The organism is Mycobacterium sp. NGS49 (genome assembly GCF_059812565.1).
In genome coordinates, this window is the sequence record NZ_JCALCX010000014.1 from 125,038 (window position 1) to 142,167 (window position 17,130).

General features: G+C 68.1%; 13 protein-coding genes and 1 pseudogene. 8 read left to right on the forward strand and 6 right to left on the reverse strand.

What is annotated here, in order from left to right:
* Nucleotides 1-85 precede the first annotated feature (85 nt).
* The 4 genes from AC5Y7D_RS16630 to dxs all read left to right on the forward strand — a co-directional run bounded on the left by AC5Y7D_RS16630 (nt 86) and on the right by dxs (nt 6,920).
* Nucleotides 86-2,077, forward strand: coding sequence for an APC family permease (locus tag AC5Y7D_RS16630; RefSeq protein WP_499925858.1), 1,992 nt, complete (start codon nt 86-88; stop codon nt 2,075-2,077).
* Nucleotides 2,074-3,300, forward strand: a complete 1,227-nt coding sequence (locus AC5Y7D_RS16635; RefSeq protein ID WP_499925860.1) for a class I SAM-dependent RNA methyltransferase — start codon at nt 2,074-2,076, stop codon at nt 3,298-3,300. Before AC5Y7D_RS16630 ends, AC5Y7D_RS16635 begins: the two co-directional genes overlap by 4 nt.
* Nucleotides 3,301-3,490: 190 nt before the next feature.
* Nucleotides 3,491-4,954, forward strand: coding sequence for a cation:proton antiporter domain-containing protein (locus AC5Y7D_RS16640; protein WP_499925862.1), 1,464 nt, complete (start codon nt 3,491-3,493; stop codon nt 4,952-4,954).
* Nucleotides 4,955-5,003: 49 nt separating this feature from the next.
* Nucleotides 5,004-6,920 (forward strand): 1-deoxy-D-xylulose-5-phosphate synthase, encoded by a 1,917-nt coding sequence (dxs, locus tag AC5Y7D_RS16645; protein WP_499925864.1) that lies wholly within the window; start codon nt 5,004-5,006, stop codon nt 6,918-6,920.
* 337 nt (nt 6,921-7,257) lie between these two features.
* On the opposite strand, the pseudogene AC5Y7D_RS16650 reads toward dxs, so the two are convergent.
* From AC5Y7D_RS16650 to AC5Y7D_RS16665, 4 genes and pseudogenes are all read right to left on the reverse strand, one after another.
* Nucleotides 7,258-8,465, reverse strand: a pseudogene (locus AC5Y7D_RS16650) (IS110 family transposase).
* 124 nt (nt 8,466-8,589) lie between these two features.
* A complete protein-coding gene (locus AC5Y7D_RS16655; protein WP_499925866.1) occupies nt 8,590-9,897 on the reverse strand; it encodes an HRDC domain-containing protein in 1,308 nt (435 codons plus the stop codon).
* Between the two features lies 1 nt (nt 9,898).
* Complete coding sequence (locus AC5Y7D_RS16660; RefSeq protein WP_499925976.1) at nt 9,899-10,435, reverse strand: DUF3000 domain-containing protein; 537 nt, start codon at nt 10,433-10,435, stop codon at nt 9,899-9,901.
* A gap of 105 nt (nt 10,436-10,540) precedes the next feature.
* Complete coding sequence (locus AC5Y7D_RS16665) at nt 10,541-11,347, reverse strand: enoyl-CoA hydratase/isomerase family protein (RefSeq protein WP_499925868.1); 807 nt, start codon at nt 11,345-11,347, stop codon at nt 10,541-10,543.
* A 58-nt stretch (nt 11,348-11,405) separates the two neighbouring features.
* On the opposite strand from AC5Y7D_RS16665, the gene hemE reads away from it, so the two are divergent.
* Genes hemE through AC5Y7D_RS16685 form a run of 4 tightly spaced genes read left to right on the forward strand, consistent with a single transcriptional unit; the run spans nt 11,406 to nt 15,281 of the window.
* The gene (hemE, locus tag AC5Y7D_RS16670; RefSeq protein WP_499925870.1) at nt 11,406-12,470 is read left to right on the forward strand and encodes a uroporphyrinogen decarboxylase; all 1,065 of its coding nucleotides are present in this window, start codon (nt 11,406-11,408) and stop codon (nt 12,468-12,470) included.
* Nucleotides 12,467-13,819: a protoporphyrinogen oxidase gene (locus AC5Y7D_RS16675; RefSeq protein WP_499925872.1), complete on the forward strand. Its 1,353-nt coding sequence runs from the start codon at nt 12,467-12,469 to the stop codon at nt 13,817-13,819. Before hemE ends, AC5Y7D_RS16675 begins: the two co-directional genes overlap by 4 nt.
* A 5-nt stretch (nt 13,820-13,824) precedes the next feature.
* Nucleotides 13,825-14,532, forward strand: coding sequence for a hydrogen peroxide-dependent heme synthase (gene hemQ / locus AC5Y7D_RS16680; RefSeq protein ID WP_499925874.1), 708 nt, complete (start codon nt 13,825-13,827; stop codon nt 14,530-14,532).
* Nucleotides 14,529-15,281 (forward strand): class I SAM-dependent methyltransferase, encoded by a 753-nt coding sequence (locus tag AC5Y7D_RS16685; protein WP_499925876.1) that lies wholly within the window; start codon nt 14,529-14,531, stop codon nt 15,279-15,281. Before hemQ ends, AC5Y7D_RS16685 begins: the two co-directional genes overlap by 4 nt.
* Nucleotides 15,282-15,371: 90 nt before the next feature.
* On the opposite strand, the gene msrB is transcribed toward AC5Y7D_RS16685, so the two are convergent.
* Together msrB and aftC are read right to left on the reverse strand one after the other, a co-directional pair.
* Complete coding sequence (gene msrB, locus AC5Y7D_RS16690; protein ID WP_499925878.1) at nt 15,372-15,791, reverse strand: peptide-methionine (R)-S-oxide reductase MsrB; 420 nt, start codon at nt 15,789-15,791, stop codon at nt 15,372-15,374.
* 2 nt (nt 15,792-15,793) lie between these two features.
* Nucleotides 15,794-17,110 (reverse strand): arabinofuranan 3-O-arabinosyltransferase, encoded by a 1,317-nt coding sequence (aftC, locus tag AC5Y7D_RS16695; RefSeq protein ID WP_499925880.1) that lies wholly within the window; start codon nt 17,108-17,110, stop codon nt 15,794-15,796.
* Nucleotides 17,111-17,130: the final 20 nt, after the last annotated feature.

Consider the following 17,130-nt stretch of genomic DNA (forward strand, 5'->3'; position numbering starts at 1 on the left):
CGATTTCGGTCGTGGCAATTCTCGCCTAGGAATGTTGCCTAGGGAACGCTACCGCCAAACCCACGTGGGCTTACTCTTGGCTCTCGTGTCCAAACTTTCAACCGCTGCGCGCCGTCTGCTCATCGGCCGGCCGTTTCGCAGCGACCGGCTGAGCCACACGCTGCTGCCCAAGCGGATCGCGCTGCCGGTCTTCGCCTCCGACGCGCTCTCGTCCGTCGCCTATGCCCCGGAAGAGATCTTCCTGATGCTCTCGGTGGGTGGCCTGGCGGCGTACGCCCTGTCGCCGTGGATCGGGCTGGCGGTGGCGGCGGTCATGCTGGTGGTGGTGGCCAGCTACCGGCAGAATGTGCATGCCTACCCCTCGGGCGGCGGCGACTACGAGGTGGTCACCACCAACCTGGGCGACAACGCCGGCCTGACGGTGGCCAGTGCCCTGATGGTGGATTACGTTCTCACCGTTGCGGTTTCGACGGCGTCGGCGATGTCGAACATCGGCTCGGCGGTCCCCCTGGTGGCGCACCACAAGGTGTGGTTCTGTGTGGCCGCGATCCTGCTGGTGACGGCACTGAACCTGCGCGGGGTGCGGGAGTCCGGTCTGGCGTTCGCCATCCCCACCTACGCCTTCATCATCGGGATGGCGGGAATGCTGGCCTGGGGGTTTTTCCGGGTCTTCGTGCTGGGCGATCCGCTGAAGGCCGAGTCCGCCCAATTCCACATGCAGGCTGAACACGGCCAGGTGGCCGGTTTCGCGCTGGTGTTCCTGATGGCCCGCGCCTTCTCGTCGGGATGCGCGGCGCTGACCGGTGTCGAGGCCATCAGCAACGGGGTGCCCGCATTCGAAAAACCCAAGTCGCGCAATGCGGCCACGACGCTGCTGATGCTCGGCGCCATCGCGGTGACCCTGCTGATGGGCATCATCGTGCTGGCCAAGAAGCTCGGAGTCCAGTTGGTCAGCGATCCCGCGCGGCAGCTGTCCGCGGTGGATTACTTCCAAAAGACGCTGGTGACCCAGCTGGCGGAGACGGTATTCGGCAGCTTCCACCTCGGGTTCGTACTGATCACCGCGGTAACCGCGCTCATCCTGGTGCTGGCCGCCAACACCGCGTTCAACGGGTTCCCGGTGCTCGGTTCGGTTCTGGCGCAGCACAGCTATCTGCCACGCCAGTTTCACACCCGCGGCGACCGACTGGCGTTCTCCAACGGAATCGGGTTTCTCACGGTGTCGGCGCTGTTGGCGATCATCGCGTTTCGTGCCGAGCTGAGCGCCCTGATCCAGCTCTACATCGTCGGCGTGTTCATCTCGTTCACGCTGAGTCAGATCGGCATGGTGCGGCACTGGACCCGGCTGTTGCGCACCGAAACGGACTCGGCGGAACGACGCCGAATGCACCGCTCCCGGATCGTCAACACCATCGGTTTCATCGCCACCGGCGCCGTGCTGCTGGTCGTGATGGTGACCAAGTTCCTGGCCGGCGCCTGGATCGCCCTCGTCACCATGGCGTTGCTGTTCGCGCTGATGAAGCTGATCCGCCGCCACTACGACAGCGTCCGCCGCGAACTGGCCGAGCAGGCCACCGAACACGGCAACGAGATCGTGCTGCCCAGCCGCAACCACGCCCTGGTGCTGGTGTCGAAACTGCACCTGCCGACGCTGCGGGCCCTGGCCTACGCCCGCGCGACCCGGCCAGATGTGCTCGAGGCCGTCACGGTGAACGTCGATGACGCCGAGACCGCTGAGCTCAGGCACGAGTGGGAGGAGAGCGACATCAGCGTCCCGCTCAAGACCATCGCCTCCCCATACCGGGAGATCACCCGGCCAGTGCTCGATTACGTCAAACGGGTCAGCAAGGAGTCGCCCCGCACCGTGGTCACCGTGTTCATCCCGGAGTATGTGGTGGGACGCTGGTGGGAACAGTTGCTGCACAACCAGAGTGCGCTGCGACTCAAGGGCAGGCTGCTGTTCATGCCCGGGGTGATGGTGACGTCGGTGCCCTGGCAGCTGACTTCCTCGGAGCGGATCAAAGCGTTGCAGCCGCAGTCGGCTCCCGGGGACGCGCGCCGGGGCATCTTCGATTGAACCTTGAATCCGCTTGTGCGGAGCTGACTCTGGAGACCGGCGCTCCCGCGAACGGCGGCAGTTGCATTGCACACCACGAGGGCCGGGTGGTTTTTGTGCGCTATGCGCTGCCCGGGGAGCGGGTGCGGGTGCGGGTGACGGCCGACCGCGGGTCCTACTGGCACGCTGAGGTGATCGAGGTCCTCGAGCCGTCGGTGGACCGCACGGAGTCGTTGTGCCCGATCGCCGGTGTGGACGGCGCCGGCTGCTGTGACCTGGCGTTCGCCACGCCCGCCGCCGCGCGCGCCGTCAAGGCACAAGTGGTCGCCAACCAGCTGGGCCGGCTCGGCGGGCACAGCTGGACCGGCAGCGTCGAACCGCTCTCGGATGCCGGTGCGACCGGTTGGCGCACCCGGGTCCGGCTCGACGTCGGCGCCGACCGACGCCCCGGTTTTCACCGGTACCACAGCGACGAGTTGGTCACCGACCTGCGCTGCGGACAGTTGCCCCCCGGGATGCTGGACGGGCTGTCCGGACCCGACTGGCCTGCCGGCGCCCATGTGCACGTGGTCGTCGACGACGCAGGTGAGCGCCATGTGGTTCGCACCGCCCGGCAGGGCTCCCGAAACCGGGCCCGCACGGTCGCCAAGGTGATCGAGGGCGACTACCACGCGCTTCAGCGGGTGGGGTCGCGCAGCTGGCGGGTGCCGGTGACGGCGTTCTGGCAGTCGCATCGCGATGCCGCGCATGTGTACAGCGGAGTGGTCGCCGACTGGGCCCAACCCGCGTCCGGTGCCACGGCCTGGGACCTTTACGGCGGTGCCGGAGTGTTCGCGGCGGCGTTGGGCGCCGCAGTGGGGGAGTCCGGGCGGGTGGTGACGGTCGACACTGCAAAGGGCGCCTCGGGGGCGGCACGCGCCGCGCTGGCCGATCTGCCGCAGGTCGAGGTCGTCACCGACTCGGTGCGTCGGGCGCTGGCCGCGCAGGGCAGCTGTGCCGATGTTGCGGTGCTGGATCCGCCGCGCACCGGCGCCGGGCGTGAGGTGATTGATCTGCTGGCCGCCGCCGGGGTGCCCACGGTGGTCCACATCGGTTGTGAGGCAGCGTCTTTCGCCCGCGACATCGGCCTGTATCGGGGCCACGGCTACGCCGTCGAAAAGCTCAGGGCGTTCGACGCGTTCCCGCTGACCCACCATGTGGAGTGCGTGGCGCTGCTGACGCGCAGGCCCGCCGCGACCGGCTAGACTCCGTCGCGGTGTGCCGGGAAGTCTGGTCGGCGATGTCGTTGCCGACCGATCGAAAGGCCCGGGTGTCCACCAGTCAACAGCGATTCCCGGTGCGCGGGCCTGCCTGCGACCGCTTGCCGTCATGTCCGTACCTGCTGAAGCCTTGCCGCGCAACGCATTCGGCGGTCGATGACCCGCGGCGGTTGCGGTGAACGAGACGGTTCGTTACGCGCTGATCATCCTGTTCTGCAGTGCCGTCGGTCTGGTCGCCGTGCTGGCCAACCGGCTCACCGAGCGGGTGAAGGTCCCGGTGGCCCTACTCGTGTTGGTGGGCGCTGCCGTGGCGGTGCACACCGTGCCGGCCGTCCAGCCACCGTCCGAGCGGACCGTGGAGCGGGTACTCACCATCGCGCTGGTGCTGGTGCTGTTCGACGGCGGTATGCATATCGGCCCGTCCCGCTTCCGCGCGGCGGCGGTTCCCATTCTCACGGTCGGCGTCGCAGGCACCGGCCTCACCGTCGCCGGCGCGGCGCTGATGCTGCACTACGTATGCGGGATCGGCTGGTTTCCGGCGGTGCTGGTGGCCACCGCGGTGGCGCCGACCGATCCGGCCGTGGTCTTCTCCGTGCTGGGCAAACGTGAGATCGCCGGTCGCAGCAGCACCATCCTGGAGGGCGAGTCCGGTGCCAACGATCCGGTCGGCATTTCGCTGATGGCCAGCCTGATCGCCGCGGGCGGCCTCACCGCGGCCGGTTTCGCCCGCGTGGGTACCCAATTCGCGCTGCAGATGGCGATCGGCCTGGCCGTCGGGGTGGTCGGCGGCCGCGCGCTGCTCGTCTTCATGCGCCGGGTGGCGCTGCCGAGCGAAGGGCTGTACTCGCTTCGAACGCTGGCGTGCTGCCTGATGTTGTACGGACTGGCCACGCTCGCGCACGGCTCGGGTTTCCTCGCGGTGTTCGTCGCCGGCATCGTCATCGGCGACGCGCGCGCCCCCTACAAGCCCGACATCAAGCGATTCCACGCCGCCCTGGCCGGTCTGGCCGAAATCGTCGCGTTCGCGGTGCTGGGTCTGACCGTGAATCTCAACATGCTGGCCCATGCCGATGTGTGGCTCCCCGGGCTGATCCTCGGTGTGGTTCTGACGGTGGTGATTCGGCCCTTGGCGGTGGGCGCCTGCCTGATTCCCGTCCGGTTGCAGCGAAACGAACGCATCTTCGTTCTGTTCGCCGGCCTCAAGGGTGCGGTGCCGATACTGCTCGGTGAGTTCCTGCGGGCCGCCCACTTCCCCGACGCCGAAAGGCTGTACGGGATCGTGGTCGTCGTCGTCGTGTTCTCGGTGCTGGTGCAGGGCAGCTCGGTTCCGGGTGTCGCCAGGCTGTTGAAGCTACCCATGCGGACCGTGGAGACCCAGCCTTGGGAGATCGGGGTCCGGCTGGCGGATGAGCCCCAGGGAGTCCACCGCTTCAGCGTCGCCCCGGGTGCTGCGGCCGAGGGCTGCACGGTCGAGGGCATCAGCGACCGCGTCGGCGACATCTGGGTGAGCATCGTCGTGCGTACCACCGGTCTGGTGCCGGTGCGGGGCCACACGGAACTCCATGCCGGCGACGAGGTCGTCATCCTGGCGGATCCCGAACTTCACGACAACCTGGCCGAACTCTTCGGCGCCCGGTAGGCCGGCCGCATACCCTGCCGTTCTTGCGGTGGCTGCGTAGACTGACGAGATGCTGGAACAGATCCGTGGGCCCGCCGATCTGCAGCACCTTTCCCAACAGCAACTCCGCGACCTGGCTCAGGAGATCCGCGAGTTTCTGATCCACAAGGTTGCTGCCACCGGGGGACACCTTGGTCCCAATCTCGGTGTCGTCGAACTCACCCTCGCGCTGCACCGGGTGTTCGATTCGCCGCACGACCCGATCATCTTCGACACCGGTCACCAGGCCTACGTCCACAAGATGCTGACCGGGCGCGCGCACGACTTCGAGACCCTGCGCAAGAAGGGCGGCCTGTCGGGCTATCCGTCCCGCGCCGAGAGCGAGCACGACTGGGTGGAATCCAGCCATGCCAGCGCGGCGCTGTCCTATGCCGACGGCCTGGCCAAGGCGTTCGAGCTTTCCGGTCACCGCAACCGGCACGTGGTCGCGGTGGTCGGCGACGGCGCGCTGACCGGCGGCATGTGCTGGGAGGCGCTGAACAACATCGCCGGCTCACACCGGCCGGTGATCATCGTCGTCAACGACAACGGCCGCAGCTACGCACCGACGATCGGAGGGGTGGCCGATCACCTGGCCACGCTGCGGTTGCAGCCGGCATACGAGCGGTTCCTGGAGCGGGGCCGCAACGCGATGCAGGCGGTGCCGGTGGTCGGTGAGGTCGCCTACCACTTCATGCACAGCGTGAAGGCCGGCATCAAGGACTCCCTGTCACCGCAGCTGCTGTTCACCGATCTCGGCCTGAAGTACGTCGGACCGGTCGACGGCCACGACGAGCGGGCGGTGGAGGTGGCGCTGCGCAGTGCCCGTGGGTTCGGCGCCCCGGTGATCGTGCACGTCGTCACCCGCAAGGGCATGGGCTACGGCCCGGCCGAGGCCGACGTCGCCGAACAGATGCACTCCACGGTGCCGATCGACCCGATCACCGGGGTGGCCACCAAGGTGGCGGGCCCCGGTTGGACGTCCACGTTCGCCGAGGCACTGATCGACGTCGGCCGTAAGCGGCGCGACATCGTGGCCATCACCGCGGCGATGCCCGGCCCCACCGGGTTGTCGGCGTTCGGGGAGGCGTTCCCGGACCGGTTGTTCGATGTCGGCATCGCCGAACAGCACGCGATGACCTCTGCGGCCGGTCTGGCGATGGGCGGGATGCACCCGGTCGTGGCGATCTACTCGACCTTCCTGAACCGGGCGTTCGACCAGATCATGATGGACGTGGCGTTGCACAAGCTGCCGGTCACCATGGTGCTGGACCGCGCGGGCGTCACCGGCAACGACGGCCCGAGTCACAACGGCATGTGGGACCTGTCGATCCTGGGGGTGGTGCCGGGCATGCGGGTGGCCGCGCCCCGCGACGCCACCAGGTTGCGCGAGGAACTCGGCGAGGCGCTCGATATCAGCGATGGACCGACGGCCATCCGTTTCCCCAAAGGTGATGTAGGCGAAGACATTCCGGCACTGGAGCGGCGCGACGGCGTGGACGTGATGGCGGTGCCGGCCGGCGAGTTGCACCCAGACGTGCTGCTGGTGGCGGTGGGCGCGTTCGCGTCGATGGCGCTCTCGGTCGCCAAGCGTTTGCACAACCAGGGGATCGGCGTGACGGTGATCGACCCGCGCTGGGTGCTGCCGGTGCCCGACGCGGTGCGCGAAATGGCAACGCAGCACAAGCTTCTGGTGACGCTGGAGGACAACGGGGTGGCCGGCGGCGTGGGCTCGGCGGTCTCGGCGGCGCTGCGTGCCGCCGAGATCGATGTTCCCTGCCGCGATGTCGGGCTGCCGCAACAGTTCTACGAGCACGCGTCCCGGGGCGAGGTGCTGGCGGAATTGGGGCTCACCGACCAGGACGTGGCGCGCCGCATCACCGGCTGGGTTGCGGCGCTGGGAACTTCGCCGGTCGAGCAGTCCCAGATCAGCGAACAGCTGGACTAGCTGGCTGTAGGTCGAGTCAAGGTGTGTGGAGGCCGTAGTCGGCCGACACCCTGGTGGGGTGCTGAGTTTCTGTGTGGCTGGTGTTGCTGGTGAGCTGATGGGTGCCTGGCGCCCACGCTGATGTATGCAACCTCGTGGTGGGGTTATCTGGCGTCGTTCGGGCTGCCGTGGAGGCGAAGGGCCGGGTGCCAAGCTAGATGCGGCGTAACCCGGTGAGGGTCCGTCATAGTCGGTTCGGCAGCTGATCCGGACCTTCGTCCCGTCCGCTCAGCGTGGCACTGCCAATGGGAGTTGTGAAGGGGTCCGATCGTTCCTTTCGCTTGGTTGGTGTCCGGATTCAGGCCCAGCGAGACCGTTTGTAGGTGGCGTGGTTGCGCACGAGCGCGTGGGCGATGCGGTTGGCTCGATGGGCCAACGCACAGGCGATGATGCCGCCGCGCTTGCCGCGGTCTTTGAGTCCGTGGGCGTAGTCCTTGGCCGCCGGTTCGTTGAGCCATAACCCGATTCCGAGATCGATCAGCGCGCGGCGCAGCGCGACGCTGCCCTCGCGGCTGATCCCGCCGTCACGGCGTTTACGGGCGGATTCGTACTGCATCGGGGACAACCCCGACGCGCGGTAGATCGTCCTGGCCACCGTTGCGGATCACCCAGGGCGGCAGCGTAATTGGATACCCGGACCACGCCCCAGCCCGGCACCGAAGTCAACGTCGCGTACGGGCTACGCGGCAGCAGTGATCCCAGTGCGGCCTCCGCGGACTGGATCTGGGCGTCGAGATCGGCCAGCAACACGATGTCGGCAGCCAGGATCCGGCGGGCGATCACTGCGTCGCGGGTGGGCAGTGCATCGCGGGCCGCGACAACCAGACGCTCGGCGACCGGGCGACGCAGCTGCAGATCGCGGTTCGCGGCGAACCTGATCAGCCGGTTGACTCCGAGACCGGCCAAGCGGGCCGGGTCGGCGAACTCGGCGGCGATCAGCCTCCCGATCTTGGTGCCCAGTACGTCGGGCAGCGCCAGGGTCAGTCCGGGAAACGCCCGGTCCAACTGTCCGAGCAGCTGATTCTTCGTCGCGGAACGCCTGGCGACCCGTCGACTCCGATGCACCGCCCAGGCACTCACCTCGCCGATGACAGCCTCGCGATCAGCCACCAGGTGTCCGTACCCGGCCAACACCAGATCGGTGATCGCCTCCAAGTCGATCACGTCGGTCTTGATCCGGCGCCGACCCTGCACACGACGCTGCTCGGCAACCTTAGAAGGATTGAGTTCCAACACCTCCCACCCCTCTGGCCATCGATGGTCGAGCACCGGGCGGTGATAATGACCAGCCGCCTCGACACCCACCTTGACCTGCCCCGACGCCGGCACAACGGCCCTCACCCGCGCCACCACAGAGCTCAGACCCGACCCTGTCATCGCGAACTCCGAGGGACCTACCAGCTGATGACAAGCTGCATCGGTCACCGAAAACACTGCTGAGGTCTTGCCGACATCAACAGCGACGACGATCGTGGACGACGTGACTGGAGCTATATGCACAGACACAACAACACCTCCGGGGGGTGTCAGGAGGTCCACGTGCATCAACACACGGACCGCCAAAGGAATCGGTTACAGATCCCTTCCTGACACCTCCGGAGGCATTTGAGAAGGACTAACTCGATCTATATCAGTCGGTCTGGGCGGTGGACTGCGGATCCTGTGTCACCGCCTCGGCCAGCACCGGCACGACCAGTGCGCGTTGCCACGCCCGCGCGTGCCCGGCGCGCAGGTACTCGTCGATGACGGCGACCGGGTCGTTGCCGCGCGTCGCGAGCGTCTCCCACTCCCAGCACAGTCGGCGCACCAGGTCCGGTGAGATCAGGTTCTCGGTCGGGATCGCCACCCGCTGCGACAGCTTCGCCAACGCCGCGCGGACCACCTCCAGCCGGGCGGCCGCGTCGGGTTTGCGTCTGCCCCAGCGCGCCGGTGGGGGCGGTCCGGCCGATTGCTCCGCGACTTCCGGTGGATCCTGACTCTGCCGGGCGGCCTCCAGCGCCGACAACCACATCGGAGCGCTGCGGCGCTGATTGCGTCCGCCGAAGACTGGCAAGGCGACCAATTCGTCGATGGACGCCGGGTCGGCCAGTGCGGCATCGATGATGGCCGAATCCGGCAGGATCCGGCGCGGGGCGATGTCACGGCGCTGCGCGATCCGGTCCCGGGTGGTCCACAGTTCGCGGACGGCGGCCAGCGCCCGACGATCGTGCACCCGGTGGATGCCCGACGTTCGGCGCCAGCGGTCACGCCGGGTCGGGGCGCCGGCGCCACGCTCCCCGGAGGTGCGCAGATGCTCGAATTCCTGTGCGGCCCAGTCGGTTTTGCCCTGCGAAGCCAAGACTTGCGCGACCGCCTCGCGCAGTTCGATGAGCAGTTCGACGTCCAGGGCGGCGTAGTTCAGCCAGGCCAGCGGCAGCGGGCGCTTGGACCAGTCGGCGGCGCCGTGCCCTTTGGCCAGGCCCTGCCCGAGTAGCCGCTCCACCATGGTGGCCAGGTTGACGCGGTCGAACCCGGCCAGGCGCCCGGCCAGTTCCGTGTCGTACAGCGCGGGGGGCCGCATGCCGACCTCGGCCAGACAGGGCAGGTCCTGGTCGGCGGAGTGCAGAATCCATTCGTCCTGGGCAAGCACGTGGGCAACCGGGCGCAACACGGCCAGCGGATCGCCGCCGTGGCTGACCGGGTCGATGAGCACCGTGCCAGCACCGAACCGGCGAACCTGGATCAGGTAGGCGCGGTTGGAGTAGCGAAAGCCCGAGGCCCGTTCGGCGTCCACCGCGAACGGGCCCTGGCCGCGGTCGAGTTGCCTTGCGGCTGAATCGATCTCGTCAGCCGTGACGGACAGCCTGGGCATGCCTTCGGCCGGTTGCAAGAGCAGCGGAACTTCGGGCTCCGTGCTTTCCGGCGGATCGGTCTCCGCCGGAGACGGGTCGGGACACATGTCAGGCGCGTGACCGTGAACTCAGATCGGTAACACCCGCCGGAGGCAGTCCCGCGGCGTGTTCGAGGACGTCGCAGAACGCCTCGACGTGACTGCCCACGTCAGGAGTGGTGGCAGTCCAGGAGGCGCGCAGTTCCAACTGGTGGGCGCGCGGCGGGCCGGAGATGTCGCCGTAGCGCACCGACGTGGTGGCGGTGACCGTCCCGCCCAGAGCGGTCATGTGTTTGGTGTGCGAGTCCAGCGCCTCGGCCAGCCAGCTCCACGCGACTTCCGGCAGCAGGGGGTCGATGGCCTCATGGGAGTCCAGGTCGGCCTGAATGTAGGCGACCAGGCGGATGGTGCCGTCCCAGGCGTCGGAACCTTCCGGGTCGTAGAGCAGGATGAGGCGGCCGAACGCGTCGCCTTCGGACCGCTCGGGAACGATCTCCAGCTCCGGATGCTTGACCTCGGCGCCCAGCGCATAGCTGAAGGGCGCCAGCCGCTGCGGCGGACGAATGGGGCCGAGTTCGATCTCCGGACGCACGGTGACGCCGTTCATCGCCGCAACTGCCGCACGAAACGGCTCGGGTTCGACGGCTGAGGTCACAGCCTTCGACGGTAGACCTATCCGCCGACACGCGTGGACAGGCGCGCCGAATCGGGCTCAGCCCTGCCGATCGCCGTCGAAGCGGGCGGGACGCTTCTCGCGATGCGCGGCCAGCCCTTCACGCACGTCGGGGCCGCTGAAGCCGATGAATTCGAGGCCGAGCGACGTTTCGAAGGCGGGAGCGAACATGCGATACCAGTGGTTCAGGCTGTGTTTGGTCCAGCGGATCGCGTGCTGGGCGCCGGCGGCCAGCTGCTCGGCCAGCCGAGTTGCGGTGGCCAGCACGTCGTCGTCGGCGACACAGGTGGAGACCAGGCCGATTCGTTCGGCTTCTTCACCGGACAGCGTCTCGCAGGTCAGCAGGTAGTACTTGGCCTTGGCCATCCCGGCCAGCAGCGGCCAGCAGATCGCGGCGTGGTCACCGGCGGCGACACCCAGCTTGGTGTGTCCGTCGATGATCTTCGCCGTACTGCCGGCCACCGAGATGTCGGCCAGCAGCGCCACCACCAGCCCGGCGCCGACGGCCGGCCCCCTGATCGCCGATATCACCGGCTTGTCGAAATTCACCAGGTTGAGCACCAGATCGCGGGCTTCGCGCATGATCCGGAGGCGACCTTCATAGTCGCCGATCGTCTCGTCGATCAACTCGAAGCTGCCGCCGGAGGAGAACGCCTTTCCTTCGCCTCGGACCAGCACGACCTTCACGGCGGGATCGCGGTCGATCACCGGCCAGATGTCGGCCAGGTCGCGGTGCATCTGTGGCCCGACCGAGTTGAGTCCGGGCGCGTCGAGCACCAAGTTCAATATTCCGTTGTCGCCGGGCTCGCAGCGCAGGCTGGGGAAGTCGTCATAAGTTGCTGGCATCGGGCCTGATGTTACGCAGCACCGGGGCCGGCCCTGCCTTCTGGCAGCATTGAGCCTGATGAACACGACTCGTCGCGACCTTCCCCAGTCGCCCTACCTGGCCGCCGTAGCCGGCCGCAAACCCAGCCGGGTACCGGTGTGGTTCATGCGGCAGGCCGGCCGTTCGCTGCCCGAGTACCGGGCGTTGCGCAAGCAGCACAGCATGCTGGCCGCCTGCTTCGAGCCGGAAGTGGCCTGCGAAATCACCCTGCAGCCGGTTCGCCGCTACGGTGTGGACGCCGCGATCCTGTTCTCCGACATCGTGGTGCCGCTGCGCGCCGCTGGTGTGGACCTGGACATCGTCCCCGACGTAGGTCCGGTGATCGCCGACCCGGTACGCACCGCCGCCGACGTCGACGCCATGAAACCCCTTGATCTGCAAGCGGTTCAGCCGGTGATGGACACCATCGGACTGTTGGTCGCCGCGTTGGGTGAGGTGCCGCTGATCGGCTTCGCCGGTGCGCCGTTCACGTTGGCGTCGTATCTGGTCGAGGGTGGACCGAGCCGCAACCACGCCCGCACCAAGGCGATGATGCTGGCCGAGCCGGCCACCTGGCACGCGCTGCTGACGAAACTGACCGATCTCACCATCGCTTTCCTGCGCGGCCAGATCCTGGCCGGGGTGGACGCGATCCAGATGTTCGATTCGTGGGCCGGAACGCTGTCGCTGGCCGACTATCGGCAGCATGTGCTGCCGCACAGTTCCCGCGTCTTCGCGACGCTGGCCGAGCACGGCGTGCCGATGACCCACTTCGGGGTCGGCACCGCCGAATTACTGGGCGCCATGTCGGAGGCGGTGGCGCCCGGGCGTGCCCGCGTGGTCGGTGTCGACTGGCGGACCTCGCTGACCGATGCCGCCGGACGGGTCGTGCCCGGCACCGCGCTGCAGGGAAACCTCGACCCAGTGGTGGTGCTGGCGGGCTGGGAGGTGGCGCAACGCGCCGCGCGTGCCGTCGTCGACGACGGGCGGCGCGCCGTCGACGCGGGCGCGGCAGGGCACGTCTTCAACCTCGGCCACGGTGTGTTGCCCGAAACCGACCCCGGGGTGCTGACCGAGCTGGTGGCGTTGGTCCAATCGTTATGACCCGATCGTATTGCGTTGTCGGCGGCGGTATTTCGGGGTTGACGGCGGCATACCGGCTGCGGGTCGCGGTGGGCGACGACGCCGACATCACCCTGTTCGATCCGGCCGATCGCCTGGGCGGCATCCTGCGCACCGAGGTCGTCGGTGGCCAGGCCATGGACCTGGGCGCCGAGGCGTTCGTGCTGCGCCGGCCCGAGATGCCGGCGCTGCTGGCCGAGCTGGGCCTGTCCGACCGGCAACGCGCCACCACCGGTGTGCGACCACTGATCTACAGCCGCGGGCGCCTGCACGCCCTGCCGTCGGACACGGTGGCCGGGATCCCGTCGTCGGCTGCCTCGCTGACCGGATTGGTCGACGATGAGACGCTGGCCCGCATCGAGGCCGAGCCGCTGCGGCCGTTGCACTGGACCCGGGGAAGCGATCCGGCGGTTGGCGAGCTGGTGGCAGACCGGTTCGGCGAGCAGGTGGTCACCCGTTCGGTCGAGCCGTTGCTGGTCGGGGTGTATGCGGGCGCGGCGGCGACCATCGGCCTGCGGGCGGCGGTGCCCAGCGTGGCGGCGGCCCTGGACCGCGGCGCTTCCAGCCTCACCGACGCGGTCCTGCACTGCCTGCCGCCGGTAAACGGCGGACCGGTGTTCGGGTCGTTGCAGGGTGGCTATCGGGTGCTGCTCGATGAACTCGTCGCACGCAGCCGGATCCGGTGGGTGCAAGCGGGGATTCGCATGCTGGAGCCGGGCTGGAAATTGCACGACGACACCGGGGCCAGCTGGCCCGCGGACGCGGTGATTCTGGCCGTCCCGGCGGCAGCGCTCGCACGCCTGGTGGAGACGATCGCCCCGGCCACGGCGGCGGCCGCGCGCCGTATCGTGACCGCCTCGGCGGCGGTGGTGGCGCTCGCGGTGCCGGCCGGCACCGCCTTCCCGCAGTCCTCGGGTGTGCTGGTGGCCAGTAGCGAGCCGTTGCGCGCCAAGGCGATCACCCTGTCGTCGCGCAAGTGGGGGAGCGAGGGTGACGTGCAGCAGCTGCGGCTGTCCTACGGGCGGTTCGGCGACGAGATCGCAGCGCAGACTCCCGACGACGAACTCCTGGCCTGGGCGCGCCGTGACCTCGCCGACGTGTTCGGGCTGTCCGTCGACCCCATCGACGCGCGCGTGCAGCGCTGGATCGACGCGATGCCGCAGTACGGGCCCGGGCACGGCCAATTGATTGCCGAGCTGCGCGCCGGGCTGCCTCCGGCGCTGGGCGTGGCCGGCAGCTACCTCGACGGGATCGGGGTGCCGGCCTGTGTCGGAGCGGCCGGCCGCGCGGTTACCGACCTCTTGGCCGGCAACCCGCGAGTGGCACCATAGGGGTCATGGCACGCCTCGATTTCGACGCCCTCAACGCGACCGTTCGCTACCTGATGTTCTCGGTGTTCTCAGTGCGGCCCGGCGAACTGGGCAGGGGAGGGACGGACTCCCGGGAAGAGGTTATCGACGAGACCGCCACCTTCCTCAAGCAACAGGAAGACGCCGGCGTGGTGGTGCGTGGCCTCTACGACGTGGCGGGCCTGCGTGCCGATGCCGACTTCATGATCTGGACCCACGCTGAGCGCATCGAGGCGCTGCAGGCCACCTATGCCGACTTCCGGCGCACCACCACGTTGGGCCGGGCGTGCACACCGGTGTGGAGCAGTGTGGCGCTGCACCGGCCGGCCGAGTTCAACAAGAGCCACATCCCGGCGTTCCTGGCCGGCGAGGAGCCCGGCAACTACATCTGTGTGTACCCCTTCGTGCGGTCGTACGAGTGGTATCTGCTGCCGGACGACGAACGGCGCCGCATGCTCGCCGAGCACGGCATGGCCGCGCGCGAGTACAAGGACGTCCGCGCCAACACCGTGCCCGCCTTCGCGCTCGGCGATTACGAGTGGCTGCTGGCCTTCGAGGCGCCCGAGTTGCACCGCATCGTGGACCTGATGCGCGAACTGCGGGCCACCGATGCGCGTCGGCACACCCGGGAGGAGACGCCGTTCTTCACCGGCCCGCGGGTGGAGGTCGAGCAGTTGGTGAACGCGCTGCCGTGACGACGCCGTTCGACCCCACCGATCCGACGCGCTTCGAGGAGAGTTACCGCGACGAGCGGGTGGTCCGGGGTCTGCCCGCCGCGACGCCGTGGGACATCGGCGGCCCGCAGCCCGTCGTACAACAGCTCGTTGCTCTCGGCGCGGTGCGCGGCGAGGTGCTCGACCCCGGAACGGGACCCGGTCACCATGCCATTTACTATGCCTCGCAAGGACTTTCGGCGACCGGCATCGACGGGTCCGCCACCGCGGTCGAGCGGGCCCGGGACAATGCCCGCAAAGCCGGGGTGTCGGTGGATTTCCGGGTGGCCGACGCCACCAAGCTCGAGGGTCTGGACGGCCGGTTCGACACCGTCGTGGACTGCGCCTTCTACCACACCTTCATCACCGCCCCCGAGCTGCAGAAGTCCTATGTGCAGGCGTTGCACCGGGCTACGCGGCCGGGGGCGCGGTTGTTCATGTTCGAGTTCGGCGAGCATGACATCAACGGCTTCACGATGCTGCGGTCGCTGTCGGCCGACGACTTCCGGCAGGTGCTTCCGCTGGGCGGTTGGGAGATCACCTATCTGGGGCCGACCACCTACCGGATCAACGTCAGCCCCGAATCGATCGCGTTGATCGCCGCGCGCAACCCCGACATGGCCGGGGAGGCGGAGGCGATGCTCGAGCAGTACCGGGCGATGGAGCCGTGGCTGGTCAGCGGGCGGGTGCACGCGCCGTTCTGGGAAGTGCATGCGACCCGGGTGGACTGACCGGGCGCCGACTGTGAATTTGCGGCGCGACACTCCGCGCGGGCGTAGCGCGATGCACAGTCGGCCAGGCTGACCGGCGAGGCTGAGCCGTCAGGCCTGGTCCGGAACCAGCGTCAGAGAGATCGAGTTGATGCAGTACCGCAGGTCGGTGGGCGTCGGGTAGCCCTCGCCGGAGAACACGTGGCCCAGGTGGCTGTGGCAGTTCGCGCACAGCACCTCGGTGCGGGTGGTGCCCATCGAGTGGTCGGGACGAAGCACCACCGCGTCGGAACTCGACGGGTCGAAGAACGACGGCCACCCGCAGTGGGACTCGAATTTCTCTGTGCTGCGGAACAATTCGGCACCGCAGGCCCGGCACTGGTACACGCCCTTGGTCTTGGTGTCGGTGTACCTGCCGGTGAACGGCCGCTCGGTGCCGGCGCGCCGCAGCACGTCGAACTCCTGCGGGTTGAGTTTCCTGCGCCACTCGTCGTCGGAAAGTTGCAGTTTCGGACGGGCGAGCTCAGTCATCGCTACTCCTCATCGATTGCTTCACTCTCCAAGCTAGCGCGGTCCTTGGCCAGCCACGCCGGATCGATGCCGTCCTCCAGCCTGTTGTCCGCCTTGGCGTCCAGGAATCGGAAATAGAGGACCGTGAACGTCACGATCAGCACCAAGGACCAACCGTAGGTGATCTTGAGGTATTCCAGCGCCCGTCCCCAGCGCATCCAGTTGAACAGCAGCCACCGGTCCAGCGTCATGAAGCCGTAGATCCCCAGCCAGGCGGGCCAATTGCGGATCACCGAGTTGGGCAGCACCACGGTCATCAGGAACGGAAACAGCATCATCGAGTAGTAGCCCTGCGCCAGCGACATCACCAGCCACGACCACAGCAGCAGCACCCCGGAGGAGGTGGTGAACCAGAACAGCTGGTCCCGGGTCCGGTAGTAGCGGTACAGCAGCCACAATGCGCCGATCGCGAGCACGGTGAACAGCAACCGCAGGGTGATGATCAGCCAGAACGGCAGACCGAAGTAGACGCCGTTGCCCTGGATCGAGCTGTTGAAGTAGTCGCGGGTGCCCAGGATGTAGGGCAGCGTGCGGGTGAAGAAGTCCATCGGGTGCGGCACCAGCGGTAGCGCGGCGAGGTTGGCGACCGCGGGAACCAGCAACGCCATCGCCAGCGCCCGCCACTGGCGGTTGAGCAGCGGCAGCAGCAGCAGCGGACCCAGCAGCGGCTTGAGCACCAGCGTGAGCCCGATAGCCAGACCCGCCCACCACTGCCGGCCGGCCCGTCCGTCGAGCAGCCACGTGAGGAACAACACCTCGAGCAGCAGGATGCAACCGTTGATGTTGGTGAAGACCAGAGTGTTGGTGACGGTCTCGGTGCAGAACATGGCCAGGATCAGCGCCGGCGCGGCCACGGAGGACAACGTGAAGTTGAACAGCCGCAGCAGCAGGTAGGCGGCGACCAGGATGGCGACGGTGTTGATCGAGATGAACAGGTAGCGAGACGGCGCGAACGGCAGGTAGCCGAAGGGCGCCATCAGCAGCGTGCCGCCCGGTGGATACAGGTAATGCGGGTCGACGTAGTCGAAATGCTCGTTATAGATGTCCCAGCCGTGCCGGAAGTTCAGCACCGCCCGATAGACCGGCTTGAAATCGTCGGTGATGTTGCCGTTGGTGGTCAGCACGATGCTGCGGTGCAGTACCGACAGGATCGCGGCCGGCCACAGCACGGCCCGCAACACCGATGCCGTGGTGGGTGGGACGGGGCGAAATGCGGCCTGCACGGATGCGCGTAAGCCGGTTCTGGTCGAGTCAGCTGCCGTCACCAGCGCACCGTACACCGATGAGCCGCCGCAAGTCG

Excerpts from the sequence above, each read along its gene's own strand:
- dxs (WP_499925864.1), top strand. The coding sequence starts at position 5,004 with ATGCTGGAACAGATCCGTGGGCCCGCCGATCTGCAGCACCTTTCCCAA.
- AC5Y7D_RS16655 (WP_499925866.1), bottom strand. The coding sequence starts at position 9,897 with ATGTGTCCCGACCCGTCTCCGGCGGAGACCGATCCGCCGGAAAGCACG.
- AC5Y7D_RS16660 (WP_499925976.1), bottom strand. The coding sequence starts at position 10,435 with ATGAACGGCGTCACCGTGCGTCCGGAGATCGAACTCGGCCCCATTCGT.
- AC5Y7D_RS16665 (WP_499925868.1), bottom strand. The coding sequence starts at position 11,347 with ATGCCAGCAACTTATGACGACTTCCCCAGCCTGCGCTGCGAGCCCGGC.
- hemE (WP_499925870.1), top strand. The coding sequence starts at position 11,406 with ATGAACACGACTCGTCGCGACCTTCCCCAGTCGCCCTACCTGGCCGCC.
- AC5Y7D_RS16675 (WP_499925872.1), top strand. The coding sequence starts at position 12,467 with ATGACCCGATCGTATTGCGTTGTCGGCGGCGGTATTTCGGGGTTGACG.
- hemQ (WP_499925874.1), top strand. The coding sequence starts at position 13,825 with ATGGCACGCCTCGATTTCGACGCCCTCAACGCGACCGTTCGCTACCTG.
- msrB (WP_499925878.1), bottom strand. The coding sequence starts at position 15,791 with ATGACTGAGCTCGCCCGTCCGAAACTGCAACTTTCCGACGACGAGTGG.